This is a genomic window from Neorhizobium sp. 2083 (genome assembly GCF_031455615.1).
Taxonomy (GTDB): Bacteria; Pseudomonadota; Alphaproteobacteria; order Rhizobiales; family Rhizobiaceae; genus Neorhizobium.
Genome location: NZ_JAVDTC010000005.1, coordinates 506,058 through 516,877, shown reverse-complemented (window position 1 = coordinate 516,877; position 10,820 = coordinate 506,058). Strand labels below are relative to the sequence as shown.

At 60.3% G+C, this 10,820-nt stretch carries 22 protein-coding genes; all 22 read left to right on the top strand.

Annotation, left to right across the window (positions count from 1 at the left end):
* Positions 1–666, top strand: a 666-nt coding sequence (locus J2X76_RS21885) for an EF-Tu/IF-2/RF-3 family GTPase (RefSeq protein WP_310219368.1), incomplete at its 5' end; no start/stop codon positions are given.
* A gap of 268 nt (positions 667–934) precedes the next feature.
* A complete protein-coding gene (rpsJ, locus tag J2X76_RS21880) occupies positions 935–1,243 on the top strand; it encodes a 30S ribosomal protein S10 (RefSeq protein ID WP_003547547.1) in 309 nt (102 codons plus the stop codon).
* Positions 1,244–1,292: 49 nt separating this feature from the next.
* A complete protein-coding gene (gene rplC, locus J2X76_RS21875) occupies positions 1,293–1,934 on the top strand; it encodes a 50S ribosomal protein L3 (protein WP_113129244.1) in 642 nt (213 codons plus the stop codon).
* 13 nt (positions 1,935–1,947) lie between these two features.
* The gene (gene rplD / locus J2X76_RS21870; protein ID WP_007761052.1) at positions 1,948–2,568 is read left to right on the top strand and encodes a 50S ribosomal protein L4; all 621 of its coding nucleotides are present in this window, start codon (positions 1,948–1,950) and stop codon (positions 2,566–2,568) included.
* Positions 2,565–2,858, top strand: coding sequence for a 50S ribosomal protein L23 (locus tag J2X76_RS21865; protein WP_007761057.1), 294 nt, complete (start codon positions 2,565–2,567; stop codon positions 2,856–2,858). Before rplD ends, J2X76_RS21865 begins: the two co-directional genes overlap by 4 nt.
* A gap of 11 nt (positions 2,859–2,869) precedes the next feature.
* Positions 2,870–3,706: a 50S ribosomal protein L2 gene (rplB, locus tag J2X76_RS21860; RefSeq protein ID WP_113129245.1), complete on the top strand. Its 837-nt coding sequence runs from the start codon at positions 2,870–2,872 to the stop codon at positions 3,704–3,706.
* A gap of 15 nt (positions 3,707–3,721) precedes the next feature.
* Positions 3,722–4,000, top strand: a complete 279-nt coding sequence (gene rpsS / locus J2X76_RS21855) for a 30S ribosomal protein S19 (protein ID WP_007770151.1) — start codon at positions 3,722–3,724, stop codon at positions 3,998–4,000.
* Between the two features lie 2 nt (positions 4,001–4,002).
* Positions 4,003–4,392: a 50S ribosomal protein L22 gene (gene rplV, locus J2X76_RS21850; protein ID WP_007770149.1), complete on the top strand. Its 390-nt coding sequence runs from the start codon at positions 4,003–4,005 to the stop codon at positions 4,390–4,392.
* The gene (gene rpsC / locus J2X76_RS21845) at positions 4,392–5,141 is read left to right on the top strand and encodes a 30S ribosomal protein S3 (RefSeq protein WP_113129246.1); all 750 of its coding nucleotides are present in this window, start codon (positions 4,392–4,394) and stop codon (positions 5,139–5,141) included. Before rplV ends, rpsC begins: the two co-directional genes overlap by 1 nt.
* Positions 5,142–5,179: 38 nt before the next feature.
* Positions 5,180–5,593: a 50S ribosomal protein L16 gene (rplP, locus tag J2X76_RS21840; RefSeq protein WP_007770145.1), complete on the top strand. Its 414-nt coding sequence runs from the start codon at positions 5,180–5,182 to the stop codon at positions 5,591–5,593.
* Between the two features lie 12 nt (positions 5,594–5,605).
* On the top strand, positions 5,606–5,806 hold the full coding sequence (rpmC, locus tag J2X76_RS21835; protein WP_007770142.1) for a 50S ribosomal protein L29: 201 nt from the start codon (positions 5,606–5,608) through the stop codon (positions 5,804–5,806).
* Between the two features lie 11 nt (positions 5,807–5,817).
* A complete protein-coding gene (rpsQ, locus tag J2X76_RS21830; RefSeq protein WP_007770140.1) occupies positions 5,818–6,054 on the top strand; it encodes a 30S ribosomal protein S17 in 237 nt (78 codons plus the stop codon).
* 235 nt (positions 6,055–6,289) lie between these two features.
* Entirely contained in the window at positions 6,290–6,658 is a 369-nt protein-coding gene (gene rplN / locus J2X76_RS21825) for a 50S ribosomal protein L14 (protein WP_105374405.1), read from the top strand.
* Positions 6,659–6,670: 12 nt separating this feature from the next.
* Complete coding sequence (rplX, locus tag J2X76_RS21820) at positions 6,671–6,979, top strand: 50S ribosomal protein L24 (protein WP_113129247.1); 309 nt, start codon at positions 6,671–6,673, stop codon at positions 6,977–6,979.
* Positions 6,972–7,529 carry a 50S ribosomal protein L5 gene (gene rplE, locus J2X76_RS21815; protein WP_113129248.1) on the top strand — a complete coding sequence of 186 codons (558 nt, stop codon included), beginning with the start codon at positions 6,972–6,974 and terminating at the stop codon, positions 7,527–7,529. Before rplX ends, rplE begins: the two co-directional genes overlap by 8 nt.
* A gap of 33 nt (positions 7,530–7,562) precedes the next feature.
* Entirely contained in the window at positions 7,563–7,868 is a 306-nt protein-coding gene (rpsN, locus tag J2X76_RS21810) for a 30S ribosomal protein S14 (protein ID WP_113129249.1), read from the top strand.
* Between the two features lie 12 nt (positions 7,869–7,880).
* Positions 7,881–8,279 carry a 30S ribosomal protein S8 gene (rpsH, locus tag J2X76_RS21805; RefSeq protein WP_037084724.1) on the top strand — a complete coding sequence of 133 codons (399 nt, stop codon included), beginning with the start codon at positions 7,881–7,883 and terminating at the stop codon, positions 8,277–8,279.
* Between the two features lie 43 nt (positions 8,280–8,322).
* Positions 8,323–8,856, top strand: coding sequence for a 50S ribosomal protein L6 (rplF, locus tag J2X76_RS21800; RefSeq protein ID WP_113129250.1), 534 nt, complete (start codon positions 8,323–8,325; stop codon positions 8,854–8,856).
* A gap of 12 nt (positions 8,857–8,868) precedes the next feature.
* On the top strand, positions 8,869–9,231 hold the full coding sequence (rplR, locus tag J2X76_RS21795; RefSeq protein WP_024164298.1) for a 50S ribosomal protein L18: 363 nt from the start codon (positions 8,869–8,871) through the stop codon (positions 9,229–9,231).
* Between the two features lie 150 nt (positions 9,232–9,381).
* Positions 9,382–9,951 carry a 30S ribosomal protein S5 gene (gene rpsE, locus J2X76_RS21790; protein WP_007766847.1) on the top strand — a complete coding sequence of 190 codons (570 nt, stop codon included), beginning with the start codon at positions 9,382–9,384 and terminating at the stop codon, positions 9,949–9,951.
* An 11-nt stretch (positions 9,952–9,962) separates the two neighbouring features.
* Positions 9,963–10,178: a 50S ribosomal protein L30 gene (gene rpmD / locus J2X76_RS21785; RefSeq protein ID WP_113129251.1), complete on the top strand. Its 216-nt coding sequence runs from the start codon at positions 9,963–9,965 to the stop codon at positions 10,176–10,178.
* Positions 10,179–10,195: 17 nt separating this feature from the next.
* Complete coding sequence (rplO, locus tag J2X76_RS21780; RefSeq protein ID WP_113129252.1) at positions 10,196–10,675, top strand: 50S ribosomal protein L15; 480 nt, start codon at positions 10,196–10,198, stop codon at positions 10,673–10,675.
* Positions 10,676–10,820: the final 145 nt, after the last annotated feature.

Here is a 10,820-nt window from a genome sequence, read left to right as displayed (position 1 = left end):
CTTGCCGCTCTGGAAGATTCGGACAAGAAGATCGGCGAAGACGCGATCCGCGAGCTGATGGCTCAGGTCGACGCCTACATCCCGACGCCTGAGCGCCCGATCGACCAGCCGTTCCTGATGCCGATCGAAGACGTGTTCTCGATCTCGGGCCGTGGTACGGTCGTGACCGGCCGCGTCGAGCGTGGCATCGTCAAGGTCGGCGAAGAAGTCGAGATCGTCGGCATCCGCCCGACCTCGAAGACGACGGTGACCGGCGTTGAAATGTTCCGCAAGCTGCTCGACCAGGGCCAGGCCGGCGACAACATCGGCGCACTGGTTCGCGGCGTGAACCGTGACGGCGTCGAGCGTGGCCAGATTCTCTGCAAGCCGGGTTCGGTCAAGCCGCACAAGAAGTTCATGGCCGAAGCCTACATCCTGACGAAGGAAGAAGGCGGCCGTCATACGCCGTTCTTCACCAACTACCGTCCGCAGTTCTACTTCCGCACGACGGACGTGACGGGCATCGTCACGCTTCCGGAAGGCACGGAAATGGTGATGCCGGGCGACAACGTCACGGTTGCCGTTGAGCTGATCGTGCCGATCGCGATGGAAGAAAAGCTGCGCTTCGCGATCCGCGAAGGCGGCCGCACCGTCGGCGCCGGCATCGTTGCCTCGATCGTCGAGTAAGTTGTTTTAACGCAAGCGGCTTTCGCCGCTTGCGTATGACACAAAAATGTAGCAAATGGCGCGCGAGCGTGATTTGCCCGCTGCTTCGGCTTCGAGGCAGGCGAAGAACGAATAAGGTGGGCCGAAGGCCCGAAGAGTGGAAAGGGACGCCGTATCCTCGGTGTCCCCTTCGATCTTTGAAACCGGTGGTCCGCCTTAAGGTAAGAAAGAACAACCCGTGCCCTATTGGGTTGGCACGTGGATAAACAGACAACAAGGATAACGTCGAATGAACGGCCAAAATATCCGCATTCGCCTGAAGGCGTTCGATCACCGCATTCTCGACGCGTCGACGCGCGAGATCGTGTCGACGGCGAAGCGCACCGGCGCAAGCGTCCGGGGCCCCGTTCCGCTTCCGACCCGCATCGAGAAGTTTACGGTTAACCGGTCCCCCCACATCGACAAGAAGAGCCGCGAGCAGTTCGAGATGCGCACGCATAAGCGCCTTCTCGATATCGTTGACCCGACACCGCAGACGGTGGACGCGCTGATGAAGCTCGACCTCGCCGCCGGTGTCGATGTTGAGATCAAGCTCTGAGACTTTGGTTTCGGCCAGGGTTTCAGACTGAGTGAGAAGGATTGAACCGATGCGTTCAGGTGTAATTGCACAGAAGGTGGGAATGACCCGCGTCTATAACGACGCAGGCGAGCATGTTCCCGTAACCGTATTGCGGTTGGAAAACTGCCAGGTCGTGGCTCAGCGCACCGTCGAGAAGAATGGCTACACCGCCGTTCAGCTCGGTGCCGGCACGGCCAAGGTAAAGAACACGACCAAGGCGCTGCGCGGCCATTTCGCCGTCGCCGAAGTCGAGCCGAAGGCGAAGCTCGTCGAGTTTCGCGTTTCCGAAGACAACATGATCGATGTCGGCACCGAGCTGACGGCTGGTCACTTCACGGCAGGTCAGCTGGTGGACGTCACCGGTACCTCGATCGGTAAGGGTTTCGCCGGCGCCATGAAGCGCCATAACTTCGGCGGTCTCCGCGCCACGCACGGTGTGTCCGTTTCGCACCGTTCGCACGGTTCGACTGGTAACAACCAGGATCCGGGCAAGGTCTGGAAGGGCAAGCGCATGGCTGGTCACATGGGCCAGACGCGCATCACCACCCAGAACCTTGAAGTCGTTTCCACCGACGAGAACCGTGGCCTGATCCTCGTCAAGGGTGCCGTTCCCGGCTCCAAGGGCGCTTGGATCGTCGTTCGCGATGCCATCAAGTCGGCCGCGAAGTAAGGGAGCCAAGCACATGGAATATAACGTCAAGACCCTCGAGGGAAAAGACGCCGGCAAGGTAGCCCTGTCGGACGAGATTTTCGGCCTCGACCCCCGCGAAGACATCCTGGCCCGCATGGTTCGTTGGCAGCTCGCCAAGAAGCAGCAGGGCACGCACAAGACCAAGGGTCGTGCTGAAGTCTCGCGCACCGGCGCCAAGATGTACAAGCAGAAGGGTACGGGCCGCGCTCGTCACCATTCGGCTCGCGCTCCGCAGTTCCGCGGCGGTGGCAAGGCTCACGGCCCGGTCGTCCGCAGCCACGAGCATGACCTTCCCAAGAAGGTTCGCGCGCTGGCTCTCCGTCACGCCCTCTCTGCAAAGATGAAGGCTGAAGACATCATCATCGTCGACAACCTGGTTGCCGCCGAAGCAAAGACCAAGGCGCTTGCCGGTTCCTTCGCTTCGCTCGGCCTCACCAACGTGTTGTTCATCGGCGGCGTTGAGCTCGACAGCAACTTCAAGCTCGCAGCCCAGAACATCCCGAACGTCGACGTTCTGCCGGTTCAGGGCATCAATGTTTACGACATCCTGCGTCGCGGCAAGCTGGTGCTTTCCAAGGCGGCGGTTGAAGCTCTAGAGGAGCGTTTCAAGTGACCGACATTCGCCACTATGATGTGATCGTATCTCCCTCGATCACCGAAAAGTCGACGCTGGTATCCGAGCAGAACCAGGTCGTCTTCAACGTTGCCAAGACTGCTTCCAAGCCGGAAATCAAGGCTGCCGTCGAGGCGCTGTTCGGCGTGAAGGTCACGGCCGTCAACACGCTTGTCCGCAAGGGCAAGGTGAAGCGGTTCCGCGGCTTCATCGGCAAGCAGAAGGACGTCAAGAAGGCTGTCGTCACCCTGGCCGAAGGTCAGACGATCGACGTCTCCACCGGTCTCTGAGGTATAAGATAATGGCATTGAAAAGCTACAACCCGACGACCCCGAGCCAGCGCCAGCTGGTCATCGTCGACCGGTCCGGCCTCTGGAAGGGCAAGCCCGTCAAGTCTCTCACCGAGGGCCTGAGCAAGAGCGGCGGTCGTAACAACTATGGCCGTATCACCGCCCGCTTCATCGGCGGCGGTCATAAGCGTACCTATCGCCTGATCGACTTCAAGCGTCGGAAGTTCGACGTCGAAGGCACGGTCGAGCGTCTGGAATACGACCCGAACCGCACCGCGTTCATCGCGCTCATCACCTACACGGATGGCGAGCAGGCCTATATCCTCGCTCCGCAGCGTCTCGCTGCCGGCGACAAGGTCATCGCTTCCGACAAGGCTGTCGACGTGAAGCCCGGCAACACCATGCCGCTGCAGTACATCCCGGTCGGCTCGATCGTTCATAACGTCGAGATGAAGCCGGGCAAGGGCGGTCAGATCGCCCGCTCTGCAGGCACCTACGTACAGCTCGTCGGCCGCGATGCCGGCATGGCGATCCTTCGCCTGAATTCGGGTGAACAGCGTCTGGTTCCGAGCTCCTGCCTTGGAACCGTCGGCGCCGTCTCCAACCCGGACCATGGCAACATCAACGACGGCAAGGCCGGTCGTACGGTTTGGCGCGGCAAGCGTCCGCATAACCGCGGCGTCGTCATGAACCCGGTTGACCATCCGCACGGCGGTGGTGAAGGCCGCACCTCGGGTGGCCGTCATCCGGTCAGCCCCTGGGGCAAGCCGACCAAGGGCAAGCGCACCCGTTCGAACAAGTCCACGGACAAGTTCATCATGCGTTCGCGCCATCAGCGCAAGAAGTAAGAGAGGAAGTCACTAATGGCTCGTTCAGTATGGAAAGGTCCGTTTGTTGACGGCTATCTTCTCAAGAAGGCTGAGAAGGTGCGCGAAGGCGGACGGAGTGAAGTAATCAAGATGTGGACCCGCCGGTCCACCATCCTGCCGCAGTTCGTTGGCCTGACGTTTGGCGTCTACAACGGCTCGAAGCACATTCCGGTCAGCGTCAACGAAGACATGGTCGGACACAAGTTCGGTGAATTCGCTCCCACCCGTACCTACTACGGTCACGGCGCGGACAAGAAGGCGAAGAGGAAGTAATCATGGCGAAGGCTAAGACCGAACGCCGGCTGAAGGATAACGAGGCGCAGGCAGTTGCGCGCACGCTCCGCGTCAGCCCCCAGAAGCTGAACCTCGTTGCCGCCATGATCCGCGGCAAGAAGGTCGAACGCGCGCTTGCGGAACTCGAATTCTCGCGCAAGCGCATCGCCGGCACTGTGAAGAAGACCCTCGAGTCTGCAATCGCCAATGCCGAAAACAACCATGACCTCGACGTCGACGCTCTGATCGTATCGGAAGCCTATGTTGGCAAGTCGATCGTGATGAAGCGCTTCCACGCTCGCGGCCGCGGCCGTGCATCGCGGATCGAGAAGCCTTTCTCGCATCTCACGATCGTCGTTCGCGAAGTCGAGGAAAAAGGGGAGGCCGCATAATGGGCCAGAAAATTAATCCGATCGGTTTCCGCCTCGGCATTAACCGCACCTGGGACAGCCGTTGGTTCGCCGACAACGCGGAATACGGTCAGCTCCTCCATGAGGACCTGAAGATCCGCGCATACCTGATGCAGGAGCTGAAGCAGGCCGGCATCGCCAAGGTGGTCATCGAGCGTCCGCACAAGAAGTGCCGCGTCACGATCCACTCGGCTCGTCCGGGTCTGATCATCGGCAAGAAGGGTGCGGACATCGAGAAGCTTCGCAAGAAGATCTCGACCATGACCAATTCGGAAACGCATCTCAACATCGTTGAAGTGCGCAAGCCGGAAGTCGACTCGACGCTCGTCGCCCAGTCGATCGCCCAGCAGCTCGAGCGCCGTGTGGCTTTCCGCCGTGCGATGAAGCGTGCCGTTCAGTCGGCCATGCGTCTCGGCGCCGAAGGCATCAAGATCACCTGCGCCGGCCGTCTCGGCGGTGCTGAAATCGCCCGTACCGAATGGTATCGCGAAGGTCGCGTGCCGCTTCATACGCTGCGTGCGGACATCGACTACGGTACGGCTGAAGCCGAAACCGCATTCGGTATCTGCGGCATCAAGGTCTGGATCTTCAAGGGCGAAATCCTTGAGCATGATCCGATGGCTTCTGAACGTCGCGCCATGGAAGGCGATGCGCAGGGTCCCGCCAGCCGCGAACGCGGTGATCGTGGCGACCGCGGTGATCGTGGCGATCGCCGCCGCGAAAACGCTTGATCAACGCTGGCGAAAGATAAGCTCGGAGAAGTAAGAAAATGTTGCAGCCAAAGCGTACCAAGTACCGCAAGCAGTTCAAGGGTCGCATCAAGGGTGTGGCCAAGGGCGGCTTCGACCTGGCCTTCGGTGAATTTGGCCTGAAGTCCCAGGAACCCAACCGCGTGAACGCCCGCGAGATCGAAGCGGCCCGCCGCGCGATCACGCGTGCCATGAAGCGCGCCGGCCGCGTCTGGATCCGCGTGTTCCCGGACGTTCCGGTCACCGCAAAGCCGACCGAAGTCCGCATGGGTAAAGGTAAGGGCGGCGTCGAATACTGGGCCTGCAAGGTCAAGCCCGGCCGCATGATGTTCGAGATCGACGGTGTTTCCGAGGAGCTCGCCCGCGAGGCGCTTCGTCTCGGCGCAGCCAAGCTCTCGGTCAAGACGCGCTTCGTACAGCGCATCGCAGAGTAAGGAGCAAGGCACATGAAAGCCGAAGACGTTCGCGGCCTCACGGCCGACCAGCTCAAGGACAAGCTCGCCGACCTGAAGAAGGAGCAGTTCAACCTGCGCTTCCAGAAGGCAACCGGTCAGCTCGAGAAGTCCTCGCGCATCACCGAAGTTCGCAAGGACATCGCCCGCGTGAAAACCATTGCCCGCCAGAAGGCGGCAGAAGCCAAGGCCTAAGGAAAAATAATATGCCGAAACGCATTCTGCAGGGCGTCGTAGTTTCCGACAAGAACGAAAAGACCGTTGTTGTCCGGGTCGAGCGCCGCTTCGCGCATCCGCTGCTTCAGAAGACGGTCCGCCGTTCCAAGAAGTACAAGGCGCATGACGAGAACAACCAGTACAAGGTAGGTGACGTCGTTTCCATTCAGGAATGCGCACCGATCTCCAAGGACAAGACCTGGACGGTCGTTTCCGCCCAGGCTTAATTTGCTTCGGATTTCGCGCCTGGGCCTTGCGCCCGGCGCAGAATCCTGTATGAAGCACCCCACTGGCGCAGGACGCTCGGAAACGAGCGTTCTTTTGCTTTGAGCGCAGGGAAGGTCCTTTTCAGGAAACCACCTTGGCAAGACCCCACCCGCGCACAATGAGATTCTGTCCATAAGCCGAAACGGGGCGTTTTTGCGCCCGGTCGTTCCGGTCATTAGAAAAAGGCGACCTGACATGATTCAGATGCAAACAAACCTCGACGTGGCGGATAATTCCGGCGCACGTCGTGTCATGTGCATCAAGGTGCTGGGCGGCTCCAAGCGCAAGTACGCTTCGATCGGCGACGTCATCGTCGTTTCGATCAAGGAAGCGATCCCGCGCGGCCGCGTCAAGAAGGGTGACGTGATGAAGGCGGTTGTTGTGCGTACCGCCAAGGACATCCGTCGTCCGGACGGCAGCGTCATCCGCTTCGACAACAACGCAGCGGTCCTCATCGACAACAAGAAAGAGCCGATCGGCACCCGTATCTTCGGACCGGTTCCGCGCGAACTTCGCGCCAAGAACCACATGAAGATCATCTCGCTGGCTCCGGAAGTACTGTAAGGAGCTCATGCGATGAACAAGATCAAGAAGGGCGACAGCGTCGTCGTATTGGCAGGCAAGGACAAGGGCCGCACGGGCGAAGTCCTCCAGGTTCTGCCGAAGGAAGACCGCGCCGTCGTGCGTGGCATCAACATGGTGAAGCGCCACCAGCGTCAGTCTCAGACGCAGGAAGCCGGCATCATCAACAAGGAAGCGTCCATTCACCTGTCGAACATCGCGATCGTCGCGAAAGACGGCAAGCCGACCCGCGTTGGCTTCTCGGTCGTCGACGGTAAGAAGGTGCGTGTGGCCAAGCGTACGGGAGATGTGATCGATGGCTGAGGCAAAGTATGAGCCGCGGCTCAAGGTGGAATACAATTCCCGTATCCGCGCCGCTCTGAAGGAGCAGTTCTCCTTCGCAAACGACATGATGATCCCCAAGCTGGACAAGATCGTCATCAACATGGGCGTTGGCGAAGCGACTGCCGACTCCAAGAAGCCGACCGTTGCTGCGGCCGACCTCGCAGCGATCGCCGGCCAGAAGCCGGTCATCACCCGCGCCCGCAACTCGATCGCCGGCTTCAAGGTCCGCGAACAGATGCCGATCGGCGCGAAGGTAACCCTGCGCGGCGCCCGCATGTACGAATTCCTGGACCGCCTGATCAACATCGCGCTTCCGCGCGTTCGCGACTTCCGCGGCCTGAACCCGAAGAGCTTTGACGGCCGTGGCAACTTCGCCATGGGCATCAAGGAGCACATTGTGTTCCCTGAGATCAACTACGACAAGGTTGATCAGATGTGGGGCATGGACATCATCGTTTGCACGACGGCTACCAAGGACGACGAAGCACGGGCTCTCCTGAAAGAGTTCAACTTCCCGTTCCGCCAGTAACCGTAACGACGAGCGTTTAAAAGGAACTCCGATATGGCGAAGACCAGCGCAGTTGAAAAGAACAAGCGCCGCCGCAAGACCGTTGCCAACCAGGCTGCCAAGCGTGCAGCCCTGAAGGCGACCATCATGAACCAGGAACTTCCGATCGAAGAGCGGTTCAAGGCAACTATCAAGCTCGCCTCGCTTTCGCGCGATGGCTCGAAGACGCGTATCCGCAACCGTTGCGAAGTCACCGGTCGCCCGCGCGCCTTCTATCGCAAGCTCAAGATGTCGCGTATCGCGCTTCGTGAGCTGGGCAATCTCGGCAAGGTGCCGGGCATCGTCAAGTCGAGCTGGTAAGGAGATCGTTAGATGACCATGACTGATCCCTTGGGCGATATGCTCACCCGTATCCGCAACGGCGCAGCCCGCCGCAAGTCGACCGTTTCCACGCCTGCTTCCAAGCTGCGTGCACGCGTTCTCGATGTCCTGCAGGCTGAAGGCTACATCCGCGGTTACTCGGAAATCGACTACGGTAACGGCAAGGCCGAGATCGAAATCGAACTCAAGTACTACGAAGGCGCGTCGGTGATCCGCGAGATCGGCCGCGTGTCCAAGCCGGGCCGCCGGGTCTATGTCTCGGTAAAGTCCATTCCGCAGGTCGCGAACGGCCTCGGCATTACCATCCTTTCGACTCCGAAGGGTGTGATGGCCGATCACCAGGCTCGCGAACAGAACGTAGGCGGCGAGGTTCTCTGCTCGGTCTTCTAAGATCAGAGCAGGGGAACTCCATAACGGACAGACAGGATTTAAAATGTCTCGTATCGGTAAAAAAGCCGTCCCGGTTCCAGCAGGTGTAACGGCAACCGTCGATGGCCAGAAGGTCACCGCGAAGGGCCCGAAGGGTGAACTGTTTTTCGTCGCCAACGACGAAATCACGATAACCTTCGAAAACAATGCTGTAGCGGTCGCTCCGGCTAACCAGACCAAGGACGCTCGCTCGAAGTGGGGCATGTCCCGCACGATGATCGAGAACATCTTCAAGGGTGTTAAGGACGGTTTTGAGCGCAAGCTCGAAATCAACGGCGTCGGTTACCGCGCGTCCATGCAGGGCAAGAACCTGCAGCTGGCGCTCGGCTTCAGCCACGACGTGGTCTACCAGACCCCGGAAGGCATCACCATTGCCGTGCCGAAGCCGACGGAAATCGTCGTCACCGGCATCAACAAGCAGCAGGTCGGTCAGGTAGCCGCGGAAATCCGCGAATACCGCGGTCCCGAGCCCTACAAGGGCAAAGGCGTCAAGTACGCCGAGGAACGGATCGTCCGCAAGGAAGGCAAGAAGAAGTAAGGACGACGGATCATGGCTACCAGAAAAGAAGCACTCACCAAGCGTGCGAGCCGTGTTCGCCGCCAGATCAAGAAGGTCGCAAATGGCCGTCCGCGTCTGTCGGTTCACCGCTCGTCCAAGAATATCTATGTCCAGGTTATCGATGACGTGGCCGGCCGCACGCTTGCCGCCGCTTCCACGCTCGATGCCGGTCTGCGCACGTCGCTGAAGACCGGTGCTGACGTTGCGGCAGCTGCCGCTGTCGGCAAGCTGGTCGCAGAACGCGCCACCAAGGCCGGCGTGACGGAAGTCGTGTTCGATCGCGGCGCCTTCATCTACCACGGCCGTATCAAGGCACTTGCCGAAGCTGCCCGCGAAGGCGGCCTGAGCTTCTAAGAATTTTCGCCCGCATCCCGAAGAAGGGGAGGCGGGCGAAATGCGGTTCGCCGCACGCATCAGTCGTTCCATCCTGGTCCGTCGTGGACGGGGGATGGTTGGCTCCCGGAAATTGCCCATTGCACCCGGAAAAGAAAAAGGAAAAGAACAATGGCACAAGAAAGAAGAGGCCAGCGCGAAGATCGCCAGAGCCGCGAAGAGCGCGATAGCGAATTCGTCGACAAGCTGGTCGCGATCAACCGCGTCGCCAAGGTCGTCAAGGGCGGCCGTCGTTTTGGTTTCGCAGCTCTCGTCGTCGTCGGCGACCAGAAGGGCCGCGTCGGCTTCGGCCATGGCAAGGCACGCGAAGTGCCGGAAGCCATCCGCAAGGCGACCGAATCCGCAAAGCGCGATCTGATCTTCGTACCGCTGCGCGACGGCCGTACGCTGCATCACGATGTCAACGGCCGTCACGGCGCCGGCAAGGTCCTGCTGCGCTCGGCCAAGGCTGGTACCGGTATCATCGCCGGCGGCCCGATGCGCGCCGTATTCGAAACGCTCGGCGTCCATGACGTCGTCGCCAAGTCGACCGGTTCGTCGAACCCGTACAACATGGTTCGCGCCACGTTCGACGCCCTGAAGCATCAGGTGCATCCGAAGGACGTAGCAGCACAGCGCGGCATCAAGTATGCAACGCTTCAGGCTCGCCGCGCCGCTTCCGGCAATGCGCAGGAAGAATAAGGAGAGCGATAATGGCCAAGAAAGCCACCCCGGCAGCAGATGCCAAGAAGACGGTTACGGTCGTACAGACCGGTAGCCCGATCCGCCGCCCGGCCGTACAGCGTCAGACGCTGATCGGTCTCGGCCTCAACAAGATGCACCGGACCCGCACCCTGGAAGATACGCCTTCCGTTCGTGGCATGATCCGGGCTGTCCAGCATCTCGTTCGCGTCGTCGACGAGAAGTAAGACGGAAGGACACGACCATGAAACTGAATGAGATCAAGGACAACGAAGGCGCTTCCAAGGACCGTATCCGCGTAGGTCGCGGCATCGGTTCGGGCAAGGGCAAGACCGGCGGTCGCGGCGTGAAGGGTCAGAAGGCCCGTTCCGGCGTTGCGATCAACGGCTTCGAAGGCGGCCAGATGCCGATCTATCGTCGCCTGCCGAAGCGCGGCTTCAACAACATCTTCGCATCTGACTACGTCACCGTTTCGCTCGGCCGTATCCAGACCGCGATCGATGCCAAGAAGCTCGATCCGAAGGCAACGGTCGATGCGGCTGCCCTCAAGGCTGCCGGCGTCATCCGTCGTCCGAAGGACGGCGTTCGCATCCTCGCCGACGGCGAGCTGACCGCCAAGGTTTCGATCGAAGTCGCCGGCGCCTCCAAGGCCGCCGTCGAGAAGATCGAGAAGGCCGGCGGTTCGATCAAGCTGCTCGTCGTCGCCGAAGCGGCAGCCGAATAAATCGTTTAGAAATCGCCCGGTTTGTGCTTCACACCGGGCGATTTTATCTCCATATGTGAGCCTCACGATCCCGAAGCGATCCTGTTGGTCGCCTGACCGGGATCATACGGAAAACAGGGTGAGGCATCCGATTGCATTCGCAATC